Below are 19,749 nucleotides of genomic sequence, written 5' to 3'. Positions count from 1 at the left end.
CCTGCCTTCTCAGTCTCGTCGGACGATCTGAATGATCTCACCGCCGCGGGTCAGCGCCGTGAGTTCTTTGAGGTGGTGGATGGGCCAGTCGTCGAACTGCTTCTGCAGGGTGCCGGGGTCGCCACGCCAGTCCTGCAGGTTGAGCATGATCCGTTGGGTCTGCTGGCTGGCCACCTTTCCCGACACTTCCGTCCAGACACCACGTACGGCTTTCGCTGGAGTCGGTGAGTAGCAGTCGAAGACATGACCTTCGATCAGGTAGTCCGGGTCCTTGTCCGGCTTCCCGCCGTCGCCCGTGTTCCGCCGCGCCTCGGCGATCTCCTGCCTGGTCGGGTTCTGGTGCAAGCGGTAACCCTTGCCGGCGACCGTGTCGGCACACGCGTTCTCCAACTCCAACGCACGCTGCACCCTCTGATCCGCCCGTGGCGGGATTCTGGTTCGGGGCCCGGTGGGTGATCCGCCGAGGACGCCGGTCGGGTGCCGGCTCCACGGCGCGGGGTTGCGGTCACCGGAGGCATCGCCGCCGGAGGCGGGAGGCGGCGGGTTCGGATTGGTGGTGGCAAGAGGGGGCGGGCTGGCCGGTCTGGGACTGCCAGCCCCGATCAGTTTCCCGAGGACCCGATCTGCCGTGCTTCAGCGACCGCGGCTTCGATGAGTTGCCGAGTGGTGCTGGTGCGCTGGACTACCAATACCAGGACCTGCTTGATGCTTTCCAGCGCCTGTAGCAGAGGTCCGGGCTGACCGCCCTGAAGGATCATGGTGACGAGCCGCTGCGCCTCACCGACCTGAGCGATCGTTGCTGCCGTCGCGTCCCGGGTGCTGTCCACCGCCGCGTGGACGGGTGTCAGCCCGGAGATCGTCTCCTGCGGAGTCGCCCCATGCGGAACGGCCGCGGTTGCCTTCGTCGCCTCGCCGATCGAACCGCCGAGGCTGCCCAGGCCGCCTTGAATATCGGTGATCGCACTGCGCACTCGCGTCACGCCCACCGCCACCGCGGCGAAGCCAGCGCCCGCGGCTCGCAGGGCCACCTCCTGTGCCTGGCTGTCGGCTGCGGCTGCCAACCCCTGCGCGCGCTCGGCGCCTGCCGCCAGGGCCCGGAGTTCAGCGGTGACCTTCTCGATGTGCGACACGTGGCCGACTCCCCAATCGAAGACTGTGATGGTGTCCGGCAGCCGAAAGTACCGGGGTATCCGGGAGGCCCACCAGACATCGGCAGTCGAAGAACTCGGCCCCAGTCATGACGTAGATCGGCGGTGGAACCTCGACATAGCTGGCGGTGAAAGTGGATCTCGTTTCGAGGCTCTCGCGCAACAAGCGGTCGACCCTCGCTCCGTAGCCTCGGGCTACCCCTGGGTCCTGGCGCCGATGATGACCTCGGTGCGGACGAGTTCATCGAACAAGCCGGTGGGGCTGTACTTGATGAGGGCGTCTCGAAGGTCGGCTTCGAATGCCGCCTTGTCGGGTCCTAGTTGGGCTGGGCTGCTGTAGGAGTAGGAGAACTGAAGCCCAATGACCTCGTCGAGGGTCCGCGTAACGGTGCGATCCCAGGTGTGGATCTCGAGATGCCGGAACGTTGACCGGGCGAGGACATCTTGGTGGCGTTCTGTGGGGTGCTGGTAAGTACCGCTACCGGCACGCCGGCCGGGACCGAGGTAGCGGGTCCGTACCTCGGCGATGACATCGGTCCAGGGGGCCGGTTCGATGTCACCCGGTGCGCCACCGGAGGCGAGGACAACGGCTCCAGCAGGCTCAATGATCTTCTCGAGGTCGCGCAGGGTCTGGTGCCGGTCGGTCCAATGAAACGACGCACCCATGACCGTGAGTAGGACTGGGCCGATGTTCATCGCCGGTAGGGTCGTGGAGTCGCCGAGCAGCCAGGTGACGTTGCCAATGCGCTTTGCTCCGGCGAGTGCACGGCCCTCTTCCAGCATGCCGGCTTCCGGGTCGACGGCAATGACTTCACCGACAAACGCCGCGAGCGGCAGCGCGATCGTGCCCGTGCCAGTCCCCAGGTCCAGGACGCGCTGAGTGCCGTCGAGGCTGAAGCGCAGGCGAAGATGCTCGTAAATGGCGGGGTCGTAGCCGGGCCGATATCTGGCGAAGTACGGGGCAGTGGAGATGAACAGTCGGTTGGGCTGCTTCGGCATGGGCACGTTCTCCTTGTCGGTCCGCATGCTGGGCTTTAAGAGGCTGGTCGTGGGTGTTGAGCAGAGAGGCCCGGAGGGCCCCGATTTTGGCCTGTCAGACTGATGGCTGTCCGTCCATGCTCACCATGAGCGCAAGGATGCCGTCATGGAATTCCGACCGATCGAGCGCAACTCCGAGTCATTTCAGCAGTCGGTGACCGCCGATGAGATCGAGGCGGTCTGCCAGCGGGTGTTCGGTGCCGACGCACACGTCGTGTCGGCCATCGAGCTGGGCTCGGGGATGTACAACAACACCTACCGGGTCGTCGTAGCCGGGCGGGAGCGGCCGGTAGTGCTGCGGGTCGCTCCAGAGCCGGACAAGCAGTTCCGTAGCGAGCGACAGCTGATGCGAAACGAGTTCGCCAGTGTGCCTTGGCTGACCGTGCTCTCGCCGCTGATGCCGCAGGTCATCGCCGCGGACTGGTCCCACGAGGTGATCGCCCGAGACTATCTGGTGCAGACTTTCCTTGATGGCGTTCCCGCTCCGGAACGTCTCGGTGACTACCCCCGATCGTCCTGGCCCGGTTTCTTCCGACAGTTGGGCACGATCGCTTCCCGAGTTCATGGGGTACGGGGACCATCCTTCGGTCCCGTCGCAGGCCCGGCGTATGCGACGTGGAGCCAGGCAGTGGTCGCCTCGTTGTACGACATTGCCGCCGACCTCGACGGCGTCGGCTTGGACGCTGCCGACGTGCGTAGGGTTGCTGACGTGGCAGGTCAGCACTGCGGCGTCCTCGACGAGATCACCGAGCCGCGAATGCTTGCGGGTGATCTGTGGACCGTCAACGTGATGCTCGACCCCGTCGCCGACGAGCCGACCATTACCGGAGTGCTCGACCTGGACCGCACATGGTGGGGTGACCCGGCTGCGGACTGGACGATCCGGATGGCCGCGGCGAAGCCAGGCACCGAACGTGACGCGTTCTGGGACAGCTACGGGCACCCGGATCGCTCCGCGTCTGCGGTGTTGCGCTCGTTGATCTACGAGGCGCGGCACATCGGCGCCATCCGCTTGGAGCGTCATCGACTCGGCAAGGCCGACGGTGTCCAAGGCACCTTCGAAGCCATGGCCGCCGTGTTGGCCGAACTCACCTGAGAGCGCCCCGAGGAGGCCAACCGGCGGTTGCGGTGACAAGTACCCGGTGCAGCAGGTGGGCGGTCGGGAGGCGGCTTCGGGCCTCCGCCTGGAGACCCGCCAGCGCGCGATCCCCGTCCGGGTCGCCCAAATCCAGCGCTGTTCGGTAGATCCGCAGGTAGACCTCGGTCCAGTCAGGCCGTTCGGTGCACTCCACATCGACGAAGCCGGCATGGGTAAGAACTCGGGGCCAGTCGCTGAACCGGTGCCGCTCGGGTAATCGACTGTCACCGGAATGCCGTGGATGCCAGCCGGTGAGGATAAGGCGTCCTCCGGGACGGAGGATGCGCCGCGCTTCGACAGCGGCCGCGGTCCGATCGGAGGCGTACTGCAGCGCATCAACGGAGATCGCCGAGGTTACGGCGTGGTCGGCAAGTCCCGTGGCACTCAGATCGGCCACCACGAAGTGGGCGTTCGCCTGCATTCCGAAGGTTGCGGCACGTTGCCTTGCCAAGGTCGTCGCGACCGGGGAGAAGTCGACGCCGACCAGGGCGGCACCTGTGGTGCGGGCCAGCCACAGGCCAGGGCCGGCGCGCCCACATCCTAGATCGGCGAGAATCGCTCCCTCATCGAACGCGATCTGCTGTCGGATGTGGAAGAGGAGGTTGGCGGAGAGGAAGGAGAACGGTTCGATCTCCGACGGCAACGCCGGGTCGACCATCCGCACCACTCTGGCGAAGCCCTTGCCGTTACGGGCCTCGCTCCGGAACAGTTCGTCGAACTCATCCGCCAGGGGCGGTGCGGAGTTCCCCCGCTTGGGTGCCGGTCTGCTGGGCATGGTCATCGCGCCTTTCGGCCGGCCAAGCGACGGGAGCGTTGGTGATGTGGTGCCTCGCCGCCGGTGTCCTCCGGGTCGATCGTGATGGTGATTCCGTCAAGTATCTGCTCCACACGGTCATCGACGATCTTCCGGTCTGCGCCCGTGACGAGGAAGTAGCCGAGACGTCCACGATTTGCCTGAGCCGGTCCTACGACATCGCCGACCGCGACGCGCAGCCGTACGTCCGGAATCCCGGTGCCGGGTTCGGGGAGGCCGGCGACCGAACGAAGACGCCCGACCGTCGGACTGGTCAGGAACCGTACGGCGGCATGGCGGCGACGGGTGGCGGTGAGCTCGACGGGGCGGCCGAGCGCGACGTCCAGCAGCGCCGACCACGGATCCACGCCAAGGGCATGGTGGATGAGGAAACCGATTTGGCCAGCCCCGACGCGGGCACCGATTTCGATCACAGCGCACCTGCCGTCCGAGCCGAGGATCACCTCGGTGTGCGAGGCGCCGTTGCGGATGCCGACGGCGTCGATGGCGCGCTCCACCTGCTGATGGACGGCCCTCATTACCGCAGGTGGAAGGGTTGCCGGCAGGCTGTGGCCCACCTCCACTCGGTGCGCTCCGGCCGTGACGTTCTTACGGGTTACGCAGAAGTGCGTCGTCGTTCCGGCCTGCGTCAGCGACTCGACGCTGTACTCGGCGCCCTCGACGTATTCCTGAACGAGGGCTCGCGGGTCGAGCGGCATGCCGTACATGCCGCTCAGGGTGCGGGCGGCCCGCCAGGCACCGGTGGCGGCGGCCGCCTCACAGACGACCGTGACGCCGGCGGAACCGGCGGCCTCGCTGGGCTTGATGACAAAGGGGAAGCTGACCTGGCCCGTGGTGTATCGGCGGCGTAGCTGTTCCTCGTCTTCGATGACGAGGGTGTGCGGGGCGCTGACACCGTGGCGGGCGAAAGCCTGACTCATCGCGATCTTGTTGCGGGCGGCCCCGGCTCGGGCAGGGTCGTTGCCGGGCAGACCGAGTGCGGCGCTCGCCTGCGCGAGCAGCGGGGTGAGGTATTCGTTGGTCGTCAGAACCGCGTCCGCGCCGAGCCGGCTTGCGTAGTCGACGACGTCGCACAGGGCATGCTCGGCCTGGGAGAAGTCGGTCTGCAGAATGCCGGACCAGCGTCGGCGCAGATCGGGACCGTAGGCGGCGTGCTGGTCGGGCGTGATGGCGGCGTGAATCTCGTAGCCGCGGGCGGCCGCAGCTTCGATGAGCGCGCCGGACTCTGGCCCGCCCGGTTCTAGCAGCAGGATGCGCGGGGTGCTGCTCACAGGTAGTCCTCGAGCCGGCCGTTGCGGTGGGTGTCGAGGGTGAAGCAGTGGAACCCGCCGCCAAACAGCCGTCGGTGTCGGTGCCGTACTGGGATGGCGGTGAAGCCCTTGGCGTCGAGGGTCTTGAGCAGGCCAGGGCAGTCCTCGTTCACCAGAACGGTGTCCGTGTCGACGGACAGGACATTGAGATCGATATAGGGGCTGGTGAGGACCAGGTCGGCGTCGTCGTAGGCGGGGAATGTGCCGGGGTCGGGTTGCGGTGGAACGATGAACTCCCATGATCTCAGCGGCGCGGGCAGTTGGTCACGGATACCGTCGTGGCGGGCGAGGAACACACCGGGTTTCAGCGCCAGGAGCATGCTGTCGATGTGGTTGTCGGCCATGCGGTAGACCCGGTGAAGCCGGTAGCGGCCGTGGAGGTGCCGATCGAGCCAGTCGACTGCGATCCGATGGTTGTCGTGAGCGATGTTGACCACCAGGTCACGGCCGAGACGTAGAACCTGGGCGCCGTCCAACATCATCTCGAGCCCGACGTCGTACGGGCTTGGTCGGGCGTCGGCGATCGGTTCGGTTGGGCCGCCCAGGGTGGTGGAGCTGTCCCGGGCGTAGGAGAGGTCGAAGGACTTATCGGTGAGCGTGGGTCGCGGCATCGTCGTCCACCTGGCCCCAGCCTCGTAGTAGTGGCGGAAGACAGGGGCCAGCAGACGGGTCTCCAGGTAGCGGGAACGGATGGCGGGAGGCGTCTCGATGATCTCGTCACCAAGGATGAGGGTGTTGTCGCGGATGTTCAGGGCCGGCGTGGGCGCGGCCTGCCATCCCAGACCGGCGATGGGTTCGCTGTCCGGTGGCAGCGATAGCGGCCGGTGCACCGTGACGCCGAGACCGGCGAGGGTAGCGGCCAGGCCCTCGACGTCCTCATGGAGTTCCGCGGTGTAGCGGCGGCTGATCTCCCACCTGCGCCCCGGGTCTCCATTGCCAGCCACGGCCAGGCGGGGATAGGCCCAGTCCGATCGGAAACCCCCCAGATTGTCGTGGTGGAAGAGCTCAAAGGTGACGTCGCGGTCGTGACTGAGGTAGTTGGCTGCGGATCCCACGATGATCTCGCGCAGCGGTGTGAAGTCGTCGTGGCTGTTCAGCTTCATGATGAACCTCCTTTGTGTGCGTGGATCGGGCGCTGGTCGGGAAGGCACCGTGCCCGTCATCGGAGGTTGGCTGGGAAGGGCAGGCGGTGCTGCTCTCGCGACCGACCACGGCGCGCGTAGAGCACCGTCTCGCCGGGGGTGAGTTGCAGGCTGCGCTGTTCGCTCCAACCAGCGAAGCGGTACTCATCCGGACCGACCGGCGTCAGGGCGAAAACGCGACCTGCGGCGGTGAGCGTCAGCCGTCCGTCGGGCGCATCGACCCGTGCGAGCTGCGGTAGACCGTCCAGCGACTGGTCGTTGTCGAAGTCAGTGAAGCCACGGGGAACATGCACTGCGTGCGGCAGCGTGACCGGGCATGGGGCCGGCGGCGGCGTCGGCCGGTTGATCAAAACGTCCGTGTCGGCGAAGGCCACCTGCCAGGCCGTGGGGAACAGTGCGGCCAACTCTGCGGTGAACAGCGCGTCGATGACCGCGTGTATCCGGGTGACTGGGCCGGTGTTGCGCACCAGGTGCTGCCGAGAGAAGTCCCCGTACCAGAACTCCCCGGGCTGCCAGCAGTGCTCGACGCCGTCGAGGACGAGCACCGCATCCTCGTGGGTCACCAGCGGGATGTGCAGCCGTACGAGGCCCCGGGGAAGGGCGTACTTCGGATCTCGGTGTGGCCGCGAAGTGGCGCCAGGGCCAAGTGCCATCAACCGTACGGCGTTGAGTGGGGCTGGGATCGCAGCGAGGATCTCGCGTAGATAGGGCAGACGCCGTAGCCACATGGTGGGGGCGAAGTCGACCGGACCGGGGCCGCCGGGATCGGTGCGTTCTGCGTCGCCACCGGGGCTTCGGAGCGGCAGGACTCGCCAATCGATCGTGGCGGCCGCGCCGATGTCGCCGCCGGACGCGTGGATGCGTTGGTGCTGCCACCGGTGGCCGGTGACATCGGCCAGTTCGCAGGCGAGCCGGTCGGCGTCGAAGGACGGAGTGAGCCTCGCAGCCTCGGCAAGCGCGGGGCGCTCGGATGGGAGCATTGATGACCTCCTCTAGCTCGAATGTCAGGCGAGGTACCGGCGGGAAGCGTCGACGCTGTCACTGCCGCGGTTAGCCTCAGGCGTGTCCGCGAAAGCGGGAATCGAGCCCGTCCCAGATCGCCTGGTGCTCGGCTTCCTCGCCGTAGGCGACGCAGAAGAGGAAGTGGGCGCCCTCGGCCCCGACCGGGATGATCGGCATCGAGACGATGACACCGGTGCGGGTGACAGGGTCATAGCCGTACCCGAGCTCGTCGACTGCCTTCAAGAAGGTGTCGGCGTCGGAAACGGCCCAGGTCGGAGCGGTGTGGTACTCCACCACCGACCGCCGTGGGGCTGCCGCGGTGTCGACGATGCGATGAGCGATGACCTGATAGATGTGCAGTGAGCCGGACACCTGTGCGTTGACCTCGGTGAACAGCACTCGCCCATCGACGGTGACGATCGCGTCCGCGCTCAGGTAGCCGCGGTAGCCCAACGCGCGGTAGGTGTCGGCCAGCCGTCCCCCGCCCCGCAAGAGCTGTGAACGGACGCCGTCGTCCACGCCGCGCAGCGGCACGATCTGGTGGCTCAGGCGCCGCCCGACGTACAGCAGCTCCCCGGACTCGGTGGGTCGTGTCCCCTCCCTGTCGGCGCAGTGCTCGGAGTAGATGGACCTGGCCTCCGGGACGAACTCCTCGATGACGACGGGGAAGCGCTCATGCGCCGAGGCCCAGTCCCAGCGTTGACGCCAGTACGCCTCGACCGTCTCCCTGCCACCGTCGGCAAGGTGGTAGAGGTGACGGGCACCGACGTGGTCGGAGGAGAGCCGTGGATCACAAAGCAAGAGCTGGTTGCCGACACCAGCGCCGTTGTGCGCTTGTTTCACCACGACGGCGCCCGCCCCACCCAACAGGGATACGGTCGCGTCGACCGCTTCGCCGCCGCTACGACAGACCGCGCCCGCGGGAGTCGGCACTCCGGCGCCGGCAGCGAGAGCTCGGAAGGTCGCTTTGTTGTTGACCAGTTCCCCGCCTCCCTGAGCGAAGAAGTCGCTGCCAGCGAAGCGGGCGCGGATGCCCAAGGCGGCGGCGAAGCGGGCCACGGACGCCGAAGGCCACAGCGCGAAGACCTCGTCGACACGCTCCGGGCCGTCGTCACCGAGCGCGCCGCGGACGGTCTGGAGGAAGTCGTCTCTGATCAGGGTCTCGGGGTCGAGTAGCAGTCCGGCGTGGCTACCCGCCGGCGGGATCAGGATGCGCAGTGTCTGCGGGTCCACATCAGTGAAGGAGGTCGCGTAGTGCAGAAACTGTGGATCGGGTTCGTCGCTGAGCACGATGAGGTCGCCGTCGCGAGCGAACCACAGGACGCGCTGCGTCCATGCTCGCAGGTCCTTCCGGTCTCGGATGGCGGGGTCGATGTGGTTGCCGATGAGAATCCTCATGCTCGCTCCCAGGTAGCGCGGCGCTGCAGGTCGGTGGCCCCGTCTGGCAAGTGGGCCGTCGTCGGCGAGTGCGGGCCGGCAGGGGTGGATCGTCAGGGGTGGAAGGCCGCCGGCAGCGACTCGAAGACGCGCATGGTCGCGGTGCGACGACGAAGTGGTTCTCCGGCGAGCCGAAGCCGCATCGGGTGCTGCAGCAGTCCGTTGACCAGTACGCGCAGAGCCATCTGGGCGGGCAGCGTGCCGATGCACGCGTGGGTGCCCCATCCGTAACCGAGATGTCTTCCCTGCGTGCGGCCCAGCAGGAGGCGTTCCGGCTCCGGAAACTGCTCCGGGTCGTGGTTGGCGGCGGCGAAGAGGAGCAGTACGGTTGCGCCCGCGCGTACGGTGACATCGCCGATCTTGGTGGTCGCGGTCGCGATTCGGCTCGTGCCCTGCACCGGTCCGTCGTAGCGGACGAGTTCGTCGACACCGGTACGTAGGACGGCCGGATCGCGCATCTGATCCAGTACTTGCGGATACCGCATCAAGGTGTGCACGGCGTTGCCGACAGCGGCGACCATCGTGCTGTATCCGCCCTGGAACATCACCCGGGCGGTGTTGCGCACATACTGACCGAGATCAGCGTCGGACAGTGGACCAACATGCTCCCTGACGTGGGACAGAACGCCGGGCCGACCAGAGGCGGCAAACCAGGTCTCGACCATCGCACTCAACTGCTGGCGGGCGATCCTGCCTGGTTCGGCAGTCGTTGGATCCAGGCCGGCGTCCATGCTCCGCATGATCGCGTCCGACGTCTGGGCGAAGGAGTGCACGTCGGGTTGGTCGACGCCGAGAAGGTCCGAGATGACTGCTACCGCCATCGGTGCCGCGATTTCGGTCATCACGTCGAACTCCACGCGACCGGTTATCTCGTCGAGAAAAGCGGCCAAGACCCGTCCGGCTCGCCTCTCTAGAGCGACCAGGTTCTGGGCATGTAGCGCGTTCATGAACAGGCTGCGTACCTGTGACTGCTCCGGCGGATCCAAGGACTGCACGCTCAGGCTTGGCTGCGGCACGGTGCCCCCGGTGCGGCGACGGTCGCGGGCGAAGAGTGCATGGTCGCGCAGCACGGTCACGCAGTCGTCGTACCGGGTCAGCGCCCAGGAGCGCATGCCCTCGTGCCAAAAGACCGGAGTGGACCGTCGCAGAGTGGCGAGAACCGGATACGGATCGGTCAGCGTCGACGGATTCAGCGGGTCGTAGGTGGTCAGGGACACGGGCAACCCTCCTGACAGTCCGGATCGGCTGGAGATCGGGCCGGGGCTGGCGCAGGCCGGCCCCGGCCTCGCCTATTCAGATCAGTGGTCGTAGGACATGGTCGACCTCCTCTCGCAAGCCTTCTGACTGGCCGGCACAATCGACTCACCGCAGGGCACCTGGGCCGAGGCCTCGCTCGGGATCAGGTGCACGCGGCGTGCGGTCGCGCCGCGGACTTCGTGAGGCAGATCAGAGCGCCGGTCCTGATCGTGCGGCTTCGAGCGCCGAGGCGGATCTGTCAGTCGTAGAGTCGGCCCAGGAGCGCACCCTGGCCGGATTGCAGGATGTGCCCCGCCGTCAACGGCACCCAGAAGCATTCGAACTGGGTGGGCTGATGGGTGCCGTCGTGGTCTTCCTGGCTCGACCACCGCGGTGGCGTGGGCTCGGTGAGCTCCAGGTGGAAGATGTGTCGCTGCTGGACCTCAAACCGGAGAGGGCTGACGTCGTACTCGGACTCACCCAGCTTGCGGACAACCTTGAAGTCCGTGAGTCCGGTCTCCTCGCGGGCTTCGCGCAGCGCCGCATCCTCCGGAATCTCACCAGGGCGAATGCTGCCACCCGGTACCTGGATGCCCACCTCTTCGTAGCTGTAGTCGGTATGACGGAAAACGAGCAGCCGCCTGTCCCGCACGATGTAGCAGAGCGCCTTGTGTGTGACGACTTTTTCGGGCATGACGACCCTCCACTCGACGTCGGGGGCTCGATACCAGGCCGCGCCCCTACAGCGCTGAAGCGAGGCATCATCTGCCCGCTCGAACGACGATGGAGCTGTCGTCAGCGCCTCAGGTCAACCATTAGACATCCACTGGCTCCATGATCGATGCGGTCCGGATGCGGACAACAGCCCTTGTCCGCATGGGGCGGTCTCGATCGAGGCGACGATGGCAGACGCCGCCCGGTCAGTCGATCCGGAAACGCGGTGCCCGGACCGCCAGCATCAATTCCTGCTCATGCCTTAGGCCCCGGCAGGAGGCCGTAATGATCGGCGAAAGAGCGGACAAGGTCTTCGAGTACTGCCTTGCCCTTGGCCGCAGTGGCATGGGACGGCAAGCCGATGACGCCGCTGGTGGTGTATCCACCCATCCCTCGCGTGAGCAGATGACGTCGGTCGTCCGCTACGTGGTCTGCATGCTGGAAGCCATCACGCACCACCTCCGGCGCAACATGCAGGAGCAGTGAAACCTCAAGCTCGCCAGCGTGCATGTCCTGGTGGGCGGTGCTGTACAGGCCGGCGGCCAGTCGAGCGTCGTCCCAGTCGGCCCGAGCAGGGAACAGAGTCATCCGCGGTCCGGCGACGTTGGCTTCCTGAACGACGTTGGCAAGCGCGTAGTTCCCGCCGTGTCCGTTGATCACGGCGAGCTGATCGATGCCCGATTCATGCAGGGAGGCGGCGATGTCAACGACCACGGCGGCGAGGGTGGTGGCGCTGATACTGACCGTTCCACGCCACGAGGCGTGCTCGTGGGAGCAGGAGATCGTCACGGGCGGAAGCAGGAAGAGGTCGTAGCGCTCAGCGACTGCCCTTGCAATCGCGCACGCCACGATGGTGTCCGTCAGCAGCGGCAGGTGGGCGCCGTGCTGTTCGAAACTCCCGACTGGGAGGACCGCGACGGACGCCGCTCGCTCGGACTCGTCGGTGCTCGTTGCCGTGGTGATCAGGTCCACGAGCTAATGGTTACACGCTTCGAGAGTCGCCTGCCGATAGGCGAGCACGAAGGCCGCCGCCTCGGGAACGGCTGGCTGCTGTCGAAGGGCCACCGCCGTGGGGTTCAACCAGCGCAGAGCCCGTGCGGAGGAGGTACCAGCGGCCAGGGTCAGGGCCTTGGTGGCCTCGGTCGCAGCGCGTTCGACGTCGCCGCTGTTGACGTAGGCGGTGGACAGGAACGATCGCCACAGGGCCTCGTCGACGCGCCACTGAGCTGGCCAGTGCTGGAGGAGTTGCTCGTAGAGATTGGCTGCAGCCGCCGGCTGGCCGAGCAGCAGACGGCACTGCGCTTCGTGGGCAGCCACGTACACCGGGTTGCAGTGGGCGCCAACATCGACCGGCAGCTCTGAGTCCCCGTCGGCGCTGCCGGCGACCCTGTGCGCCTTGTCGATGCTGGCTACGCAGGCGCTCTGGTCACCTCCCATCGCGTAAGCCTGGGCTTGGCGGACCAGCAGAAGAGCGCGAATGCGGCCTGGTAGCCGGACCTCGTCCAGCGCCTGCCGCGCCAGGACAGCGGCCCTACGCGGGTCGAATCGTTCGAGGGCGCGTTGGCTCTGTCTCATCAGGACGTAGCTTGCCAGTGACGGCGCCTTGGCCTCGACGGCGTGTTGCTGGGCGCGTCGCAGCCATGCGTCCGCCTCGGCGGCATCGCTCTGCTCGTCGATCCAGCTGAGGAACTCGGCCCACAGTGCCTGGGCGATGAGTACGTCTCGACGGCCGGTTGAGTTGCTCCGCCGCCCGATGGTGGCTGCGGCGCTGATCTGCGCATGGGCGGCGGACGCCATCCCCGCGTACCCGATGCGATTTCCGGCAGTGGCGAGGCCGACGAGTTGTTCGTGCCACGGTGGGAGCAGGTCAGTCTCCTCGGGATGATCCATGACGCCATCGAGCAGGCCGTCGGCACCCCTGGCCGAGCTCTGGTCGAGGACGGTCAGTCGACGCTCGCGTTCGAGGTCTGGCAGGAAGCGGAGCAGCTCGCCACCCGTCTGCAGTGCGGCCTCACACGACTCGACGAGGCGGGCGGACGGCCAACGTTCGGCCTTCTCCACCTTGCCGACGAGGTCCCCACTGACGTGCACCAGCCTGCCTAGAGCGCGCTGAGACAGCCCGCGGCACTCGCGCCACCGTCGCAGCGCGGCACCGAACCCATGCAGCACTGATCGATGCGGGGTCAGCCGTCGTGGAACCTGAGCCACCGGTACTCCTGGATGCCGTTGCCCATCGCTGCCGCAGTCAGACGGGCCTGACTATACGTGATCGAACGTTACGCGGACAGTTGCATGCGGACAACGCCCTATGTCCGCATCACCGCTATCGACTCGTCTGGCCCGGTGCGCAATTCTCGTTGTTGAGATACCCGTCGGGCGCCAGGCGAATTATTGGCGGCGATTCGGGTCGACGGGCAGATGCCCTTCCTGACGGGCCAGCTGCAAAGTCGTGAGAGCAGCCAGGCGTCGACTATTTGAGGAGTCTAATGAGTCTTCAGAATGAGCTGTCCCGATACGGGTATCGGCAGGAGTTGAGCCGCCAACTGCGGTTCCGGGATCTACTTGCCTACGGCTTGGTGTACATGGTGCCGATCGCGCCGATGGCGATCTTCGGCAGCGTCTACGCCGGCTCCGGTGGGATGGTGGCACTCGCGTACGCAGTTGGTGTGGTGGCGTTGGTGTTCACGGCGTTCTCGTATGCGCAGATGGTGAAGGCGTTCCCGATGTCGGGCAGCGTCTACAACTACGCCGGCCGGGGCATCAGCCCGCCGGTCGGGTTCCTCGCCGGCTGGGTGATCCTCCTCGACTACGTCCTCGTACCGGGGTTGTTGTACCTGGTGGCGTCGGTGGCGATGCACGCCACCATCCCGTCGGTGCCGGTGTGGCTGTGGCTACTCGGGTTCGTCGCGGTCAACACGGTCGTCAACTCGGTAGGGATCCGGATGACCGCAGTGGTTACCCGGGTGATGCTGGTCGGCGAGTTGATCGTCTTGGCGGTCTTCCTGGCCGTCGCGGGCTGGGCTCTCGCGACCGGGAAGGGCCGGTTCAGTTGGGAGGCGTTCTACAACGCCGACACGTTCACCTGGTCTCTGGTGGCGGGGGCGGTGTCGATCGCGGTCTTGTCCTTTCTTGGCTTCGACGGGATCAGCATGCTGGCCGAGGAGACCAAGGGTGGTTCCCGACAGATCGGCCGCGCGATGGCGGCCGTCTTGATCCTGGCCGGGGTGCTGTTCATCGCGCAGACGTGGCTGGCTGCGATGCTCGTCCCCGACCCCGGCGTGCTTCTCGCCGAGGGTGATCCAAACGGCACTGCCTTCTACGACGCCGCCGCTGTGGCCGGCGGGGGCTGGCTGGCGACGGTGTGCGCGGTGGCCACGGCGATCGCGTGGGGGTTGCCGAATTCGATGGTCGCGCAGGTCGCGACGTCTCGGCTGCTGTACGCGATGGCCCGTGACCGGCAGTTGCCGGCGTTTCTGGCGAAGGTGTCGATCCGTCGCAACGTGCCGATCAACGCGACGCTGCTCACCGGCGCGGTGTCCGTCGCTCTCGGCCTGTACATGGCGACCCGTGCGGATGGGATCACGCTGCTGTCGTCGCTGATCAACTTCGGGGCGATGGTCGCGTTCCTGGTCCTGCACGTCTCGGTCGTGGTGCATCACCTCATCCGGGAGCGCAGCGGGAACTGGTGGGCGCACCTGGTCATGCCCGCCGTCGGCTTCACCATCTTGGTGTGGGTGGTGGTCAACGCCAACATCGCCGCCCAGCGCCTCGGCCTGGCCTGGCTCGCCCTCGGCGTCATCATCCTGGCCGGCCTGTACCTGTCCGGCCGCCGACCAGTCCTCTCGGGGTTGGCACCCCCGCAGCCGCAGGCACGTCACGTGGAGCGGGTGTGACCGCCATGGAAACGTTCACCTACCGGCCGGCTCGGGACGAGCTGGCGTACACCTTCGGCGGGCGGATGCCGGTGGCGCACGTGCGCGGCGGGGACGTGTTCACCGTCGTGACGGAGGACTGCTTCGGTGGTCTCGTTCGGGGGCCGGGGGACCTGCCGTCGCAGGTGTGCCGCATGCCGTACCTGAATCCGGTGTCCGGGCCGTTCTTCGTCGAGGACGCTGAGCCCGGCGACACCCTCGCCGTGCACCTCGCCGCCATCACCCCGGCGCGGGACTGGGGTGTGTCCTCGACGTTCCCGCATTTCGGGGCGCTGACGTCCACCGCCCATACCGCCACCCTGCAGCCTCCGTTGGAGGAGCGGGTGTGGGTGTACGGCATCGACCGGCAGGCCGGGACCGTCCGGTTCGAGGCCACGCGCAGCGACCACAGCGTGGACCTGCCGCTGGAACCGATGATCGGCACGATCGGTGTCGCCCCCGGCGCGTTCGAAGCCCGATCCACACTCGTGCCCTACACCCACGGCGGGAACCTCGACACCTCGCACCTGCGCGCCGGCACCACCCTCTACCTGGGCGTGAACGTCCACGGGGCGATGCTCGCTCTCGGCGACGGGCACGCCCGCCAGGGCGAGGGCGAGGCCTGCGGCGTCGGCGTGGAGATTGCCACGACCACCACCCTCGCCATCGACGTCATCAAAGGCGTCACCACACGGTGGCCGCGGTTGGAGACTGACCGGGACATCCTGACGATCGGCTGCGCGAGGCCCCTGGAGGACGCCTACCGCATCGCCCAGCACGACCTCGTCGGCTGGGCCAGCGCCCTGACCGGCCTGGAAACCCTGGACGCCTACCAACTCGTGTCGCAGGCGGGACGGGCACCGATCGGCAACGTGTGCGACCCCAACTACACCGTCCTCGCCGCCGTCGACAAGACCCTGCTCCCCGCCGCCGGTCCCGCGTATGGCGGGGCACACGAGCGGCTGCGGCGGCTCACCGCAGGACTGCGGTAGGAACCCACCGATGACCGCGTCGATCCCGTGCCTGCCACTGCGCGACGACCTGTTCCTCCTCGGCCACGACGACGACACCGGACACCCCCACGTGCACCGACAGGCCCTCGCGCTCGGGCTCGCGGGCGCGGTCCTGATCGACCTGTACCTGGCCGGGCGGGTGACCCTCGACCCGAACGACGACACCCGCCCGGCCAGTCACCAACGGATACACCCGCACATCGACCGGCCGGTCGGGGACCTGATCGCCGACGCCGCGACCGCCACCATCCGCAACGCTCACCCGCTGCTGCGCATGTGGCTGCGGGGGTTCTCCGATGACCTCTACGACCGCACCCGCGCCGGCCTCGTCGCCGGCGGGATCCTGCGCCACCACACCCGACGGCGCCTCGGCGGGCTCATGCGCAGCGACGCCTACCTGCCCACCGACAGCAAATGGGCGGTCATCGCCCGCTCTCGCCTGCGCTACCTCGCTGCCGGTCGTGAACAACCCGACAACCACACCGCCGCCCTCGCCGGCCTCGTCGCTGACCTCGGCCTCACGAGCCACCTCTATCTCGACGACGACATCACCACCCTGACCGGCCGCTTGAAGGCCATCGCCGGGCAGCACTACCAGCCGGTACGCGACATCACCGCCGCCGTAGACGCCGCCGTGGGTGACCTCGCCACGGCCGCCTACCGCTAGCCCTCATTCACCTCACCTCGAGAAAGTTGACCGTGAACAACCTGCCCCACGTACGACCCGCGACCGAGACGCCCCACCCGGTGGGCCGGCGAGCCGTGAAGGTCACCGCCGCCGTCTGCGCGCTTGGCCTCCTCGCCACCGCCACAGCTATCCCGAACTGGACGGGCGTCGCCGGGCCAGCCCAATCCCCACCCTCGTCTTCCACCAATGACCCGGTCCGGTCGGCCGTTTCGCCGTGTCTGTCACCCGCCGCCCTGACCGCGGCACAGCTCAAGGCACGCGCACAGCAGAAACTCGACCCGTCGCCGACGCATCTGCCGGAGTCGACCTCGGCGCGGCAGGCTCTGGAAGCGGTGACGGTTCGGTCGTCCGGCTGCGACGCCATTCCGGGCCGGTTCGCCTACGTCCACCTGCTGCAATGGGCCACGGACACCACGATCGCGGACAACAGCACCACCACGCGGATCGTGCTGTTCGAAGAGCAGCGCTGGCGTGCCGACGATGCCTCCGGACGCGTCATCCGCAGCCGCTACCCCACCGATCAGCGGCCCACCGACGACAGCACCTACAACCCCGGCGAGCTTGACGGACCCATCGGGCCGATCGCTGCCGACCCGGCTGCACTCACCGCGCACATCGACTCCACCCAGCCCCGATTCCTCGGACCCGCCGCCGTCATTCGCGGCCTCGTCAGCCTGCTCGGCTGGCGTACTCCCAACCAAACAGCCCGCACCGCGGTCCTCACCGTCCTGCGCGACACCCCCGGCATCGCGTACCACGGCTCGGTGACCGACAGGGCGGGCCGAACCGGCGTCGGCGTCAGCGCCACCTCCGACGCCATCCGCTTTCTGCTGATCCTCAACCCCGCCACTGGCGAACTACTCGCCTACGAAAGAGCCGCGCTCACACCGCCACCTGGCAGCGACCGGACCGGCCCCCTGGTCGACGACTACCACCTGTTCCTCGTCCACACCCGTGCCAGCCGCAGCGGCAACTCCTGACCTGCGCAACCGACAAGATCGAGGGAAATCTCGCCATGGACGCTGTAACGCGCATCCGCGCCGCTCGCTGGTCGGACAAAGACCACGTCGCCGCACTGATCGCCGACGCACTGCATCCCAGCCCTCTCGCCACATGGCTGATCCCCGACCCAGGACCACGCCGCCGAATCCTCACCGACGTCCTCGGCATCTGGATCGAACACGCCATGTTCTACGGCGACATCCACCTCACTGACGACGCCGCCGCCACTGTCGGCTTCCACCGATACCGCAGCATCCCGCCACCGGCGAACTACCAGATGCGGCTGGCCGACGCGGCAGGCCCGCACACCGGCCGCTTCGATATTCTCGATCGGTTGCTCGCCAGGGCGCGACCCACCGAGCCCCACTATGAGCTGGCGTTTCTCGCGGTGCGGCCCAACAGCACAGGTGCCGGTTACGGCACCGCCATGCTCGCCCACCACCGCAGCCGCCTCGACCACGTAGGCATGCCGTCCTGGACCAGCACCACCTCGACCAGTGACCTCTACAGCCGGCACGGCTACACACCCCGTCCCCCGATCATCCTGCCGGACGGTCCAACCCTGCACCCGATGCGCCGCAACCCCGAGTCAGACGGCGATCGGCTGTTGGTCATCACCGCTCAGGAGTCGCGGCGGGCGTAGATCAGCATCGCTCGTCTGGACCGGGGGCGGACATCAACCCGGGCACAGGTGGTCGGGTAGCCTGATAGCGCAGAGGGCCGTTAGCTCAATGGCAGAGCTGAGGACTTTTAATCCTTAGGTTCTGGGTTCGAGTCCCAGGCGGCCCACTACCTGCTGACCTGTAAATCCGTACGGGTCGGATGGAGCATTGCGCGAACCAACTGCTTGTTGTTCGGCACGAGCGGCGCGCTGCGGGCCGGTGGCAGCGGTTCCTGCTCAAGGTACGTCGCCCCGGCCCACCTGCTGCGCGCCGTCACTGTCGTCGCCTGCGGCGAGGCGCTGCTGCCCCCGGTGGTCATCCACACGCTGATCAGCGAGTTCGTCACCGCGCCCGCCCCGCCCGCCTCGCCCGACCCGGCGGTCGACCGGGACCTGCAGAGCATCCGCGAGTAGGAGATCGTCCGAGCTGGTAGCCCGAGGGCTGAGCAACGACGCGATCGCCGCGAGCATGTGAGCAGCTCGCTCACCGCCATGACTCACGGCAAAACCGCGCGATGACCAAGCTGCACTGCCGCGACCGTGCCCAGCTGATGGTGTGGGCCTACGAGCCGGCCTGATCACGCCCCAGCGCCGACAGCTTTCAGATCCAGCCGTTTCCGCGTGCGTGGACGATTGCCTCGGTGCGGTTGGCGACACCCCATCGTCCATAGATGGCGCGCAGGACGCGAAACATCATTCTCTCGGAGTAACCCGCGTGCGCGGCCAGCCGCGCGACCGTGAAGCCCTGGGCGAGCAGGCGTATCCACGAGATCTCGATCTCCGTAGGGACATGTCCGGCTTGCGGTGACCGGGGGGGTGACGTCAGAGCCCGAACCACGTCGGCCGGAAGGAGGCTGTGGCCCGAGGCGGCTGCGGACAGGACGCTGCGCACCGTACCGGCGTCGGCCTCCCGCGCCATTACGCCGACGGCGCCGGAGGTCAGCGCTCGCACGCATCGGTCCACATCGCCGTTCTCGATGACAGCAACCACCGCGGTTCGCGGCCGGCTGTCCCGCAGCGTCGCGAGCAGTGTCCAATCTGACGGGCCGAGCAGGGTCAGCGAAATGAGATGCGGTCCTGCATACCCGCTCCAGGTAAATAGATCGCCGGGAAATTCGACATCGTGGTCGGTGTCGCCCATTACTTGGGCGATTCCCCGGCCGAACATGGGAAGCGGATCGGAAACGGCGATCCGAAGACGACTCGACAAGCTGCTCCTACCGTTATTCGCCGGTGCGCGAGCGGAGGCCGGAAGGCAGTGCCGACGCGGCATGGCCGCGACAGGATACCGCCATGTACGGCACTTCACCGCCATCAAAGACGTCATAGACGCGCAGCGTGCTGGCACCCTAACTTCAGGTGTGCGCACCTTGGCGTCGCCATCCTTTCGACCGTGCCGGACATCCTATTCGCGCTGGCGGAAAATCAGTTCCGCGCAGCGGTCTTTCTGCACCTTGGATGCGACCGAGGAGTGACGACAGTGGTCAATGAAAAT

General features: G+C 67.3%; 20 protein-coding genes and 1 tRNA gene. 8 read left to right on the top strand and 13 right to left on the bottom strand.

Annotated elements, in window-relative coordinates:
• Nucleotides 1–9: 9 nt before the first annotated feature.
• The 3 genes from ABZU25_RS11645 to ABZU25_RS11635 all read right to left on the bottom strand — a co-directional run bounded on the left by ABZU25_RS11645 (nt 10) and on the right by ABZU25_RS11635 (nt 2,147).
• A complete protein-coding gene (locus ABZU25_RS11645; protein ID WP_355029273.1) occupies nt 10–408 on the bottom strand; it encodes a hypothetical protein in 399 nt (132 codons plus the stop codon).
• 194 nt (nt 409–602) lie between these two features.
• Nucleotides 603–1,130, bottom strand: a complete 528-nt coding sequence (locus tag ABZU25_RS11640; protein WP_355029272.1) for a DUF6244 family protein — start codon at nt 1,128–1,130, stop codon at nt 603–605.
• A gap of 213 nt (nt 1,131–1,343) precedes the next feature.
• Complete coding sequence (locus tag ABZU25_RS11635; RefSeq protein WP_355029271.1) at nt 1,344–2,147, bottom strand: class I SAM-dependent methyltransferase; 804 nt, start codon at nt 2,145–2,147, stop codon at nt 1,344–1,346.
• A 145-nt stretch (nt 2,148–2,292) separates the two neighbouring features.
• On the opposite strand from ABZU25_RS11635, the gene ABZU25_RS11630 reads away from it, so the two are divergent.
• Nucleotides 2,293–3,282 carry an aminoglycoside phosphotransferase family protein gene (locus ABZU25_RS11630; RefSeq protein WP_355029270.1) on the top strand — a complete coding sequence of 330 codons (990 nt, stop codon included), beginning with the start codon at nt 2,293–2,295 and terminating at the stop codon, nt 3,280–3,282.
• Here ABZU25_RS11630 and ABZU25_RS11625 read toward each other — a convergent pair.
• The 9 genes from ABZU25_RS11625 to ABZU25_RS11585 all read right to left on the bottom strand — a co-directional run bounded on the left by ABZU25_RS11625 (nt 3,275) and on the right by ABZU25_RS11585 (nt 13,187).
• Nucleotides 3,275–4,105 carry a class I SAM-dependent methyltransferase gene (locus ABZU25_RS11625; RefSeq protein WP_355029269.1) on the bottom strand — a complete coding sequence of 277 codons (831 nt, stop codon included), beginning with the start codon at nt 4,103–4,105 and terminating at the stop codon, nt 3,275–3,277. The two genes, ABZU25_RS11630 and ABZU25_RS11625, sit on opposite strands and share 8 nt — an antisense overlap.
• Complete coding sequence (locus ABZU25_RS11620) at nt 4,102–5,409, bottom strand: ATP-grasp domain-containing protein (RefSeq protein WP_355029268.1); 1,308 nt, start codon at nt 5,407–5,409, stop codon at nt 4,102–4,104. Before ABZU25_RS11620 ends, ABZU25_RS11625 begins: the two co-directional genes overlap by 4 nt.
• Entirely contained in the window at nt 5,406–6,611 is a 1,206-nt protein-coding gene (locus ABZU25_RS11615) for a glycine amidinotransferase (RefSeq protein WP_355029267.1), read from the bottom strand. Before ABZU25_RS11615 ends, ABZU25_RS11620 begins: the two co-directional genes overlap by 4 nt.
• The gene (locus tag ABZU25_RS11610) at nt 6,608–7,570 is read right to left on the bottom strand and encodes an aspartyl/asparaginyl beta-hydroxylase domain-containing protein (protein WP_355029266.1); all 963 of its coding nucleotides are present in this window, start codon (nt 7,568–7,570) and stop codon (nt 6,608–6,610) included. The genes ABZU25_RS11615 and ABZU25_RS11610 overlap by 4 nt, the downstream gene beginning before the upstream one ends.
• 76 nt (nt 7,571–7,646) lie before the next feature.
• Nucleotides 7,647–8,990: a hypothetical protein gene (locus ABZU25_RS11605; protein WP_355029265.1), complete on the bottom strand. Its 1,344-nt coding sequence runs from the start codon at nt 8,988–8,990 to the stop codon at nt 7,647–7,649.
• 92 nt (nt 8,991–9,082) lie between these two features.
• A complete protein-coding gene (locus ABZU25_RS11600; protein ID WP_355029264.1) occupies nt 9,083–10,246 on the bottom strand; it encodes a cytochrome P450 in 1,164 nt (387 codons plus the stop codon).
• Nucleotides 10,247–10,524: 278 nt separating this feature from the next.
• Nucleotides 10,525–10,959 (bottom strand): NUDIX domain-containing protein, encoded by a 435-nt coding sequence (locus ABZU25_RS11595; protein ID WP_355029263.1) that lies wholly within the window; start codon nt 10,957–10,959, stop codon nt 10,525–10,527.
• Between the two features lie 275 nt (nt 10,960–11,234).
• Nucleotides 11,235–11,951 carry a creatininase family protein gene (locus ABZU25_RS11590; protein WP_355029262.1) on the bottom strand — a complete coding sequence of 239 codons (717 nt, stop codon included), beginning with the start codon at nt 11,949–11,951 and terminating at the stop codon, nt 11,235–11,237.
• A 3-nt stretch (nt 11,952–11,954) separates the two neighbouring features.
• Complete coding sequence (locus tag ABZU25_RS11585) at nt 11,955–13,187, bottom strand: helix-turn-helix transcriptional regulator (RefSeq protein ID WP_355029261.1); 1,233 nt, start codon at nt 13,185–13,187, stop codon at nt 11,955–11,957.
• A gap of 278 nt (nt 13,188–13,465) precedes the next feature.
• Between ABZU25_RS11585 and ABZU25_RS11580 the strand changes: the two genes are divergently transcribed.
• From ABZU25_RS11580 to ABZU25_RS11550, 7 genes are all read left to right on the top strand, one after another.
• Nucleotides 13,466–14,872, top strand: coding sequence for an APC family permease (locus tag ABZU25_RS11580; protein ID WP_355029260.1), 1,407 nt, complete (start codon nt 13,466–13,468; stop codon nt 14,870–14,872).
• Nucleotides 14,869–15,882: an acetamidase/formamidase family protein gene (locus tag ABZU25_RS11575; RefSeq protein ID WP_355029259.1), complete on the top strand. Its 1,014-nt coding sequence runs from the start codon at nt 14,869–14,871 to the stop codon at nt 15,880–15,882. The genes ABZU25_RS11580 and ABZU25_RS11575 overlap by 4 nt, the downstream gene beginning before the upstream one ends.
• 10 nt (nt 15,883–15,892) lie before the next feature.
• Nucleotides 15,893–16,570, top strand: a complete 678-nt coding sequence (locus ABZU25_RS11570; RefSeq protein ID WP_355029258.1) for a GPP34 family phosphoprotein — start codon at nt 15,893–15,895, stop codon at nt 16,568–16,570.
• 32 nt (nt 16,571–16,602) lie between these two features.
• Nucleotides 16,603–17,571 (top strand): hypothetical protein, encoded by a 969-nt coding sequence (locus ABZU25_RS11565; protein WP_355029257.1) that lies wholly within the window; start codon nt 16,603–16,605, stop codon nt 17,569–17,571.
• 35 nt (nt 17,572–17,606) lie between these two features.
• Nucleotides 17,607–18,236 carry an N-acetyltransferase gene (locus tag ABZU25_RS11560; protein WP_355029256.1) on the top strand — a complete coding sequence of 210 codons (630 nt, stop codon included), beginning with the start codon at nt 17,607–17,609 and terminating at the stop codon, nt 18,234–18,236.
• A gap of 74 nt (nt 18,237–18,310) precedes the next feature.
• A tRNA-Lys gene (locus tag ABZU25_RS11555) sits at nt 18,311–18,382 on the top strand.
• Between the two features lie 61 nt (nt 18,383–18,443).
• A complete protein-coding gene (locus ABZU25_RS11550) occupies nt 18,444–18,668 on the top strand; it encodes a hypothetical protein (protein WP_355029255.1) in 225 nt (74 codons plus the stop codon).
• A gap of 187 nt (nt 18,669–18,855) precedes the next feature.
• Here the strand turns inward: ABZU25_RS11550 and ABZU25_RS11545 are convergent, their stop codons facing one another.
• Complete coding sequence (locus ABZU25_RS11545) at nt 18,856–19,464, bottom strand: DNA-binding response regulator (protein WP_355029254.1); 609 nt, start codon at nt 19,462–19,464, stop codon at nt 18,856–18,858.
• Nucleotides 19,465–19,749 lie beyond the last annotated feature (285 nt).

Origin of the sequence: Micromonospora sp. NPDC005215, assembly GCF_040607915.1 — a bacterium.
In the GTDB taxonomy this organism is placed as follows: domain Bacteria; phylum Actinomycetota; class Actinomycetes; order Mycobacteriales; family Micromonosporaceae; genus Micromonospora.
This window is presented reverse-complemented; position numbering and strand designations above follow the sequence as displayed.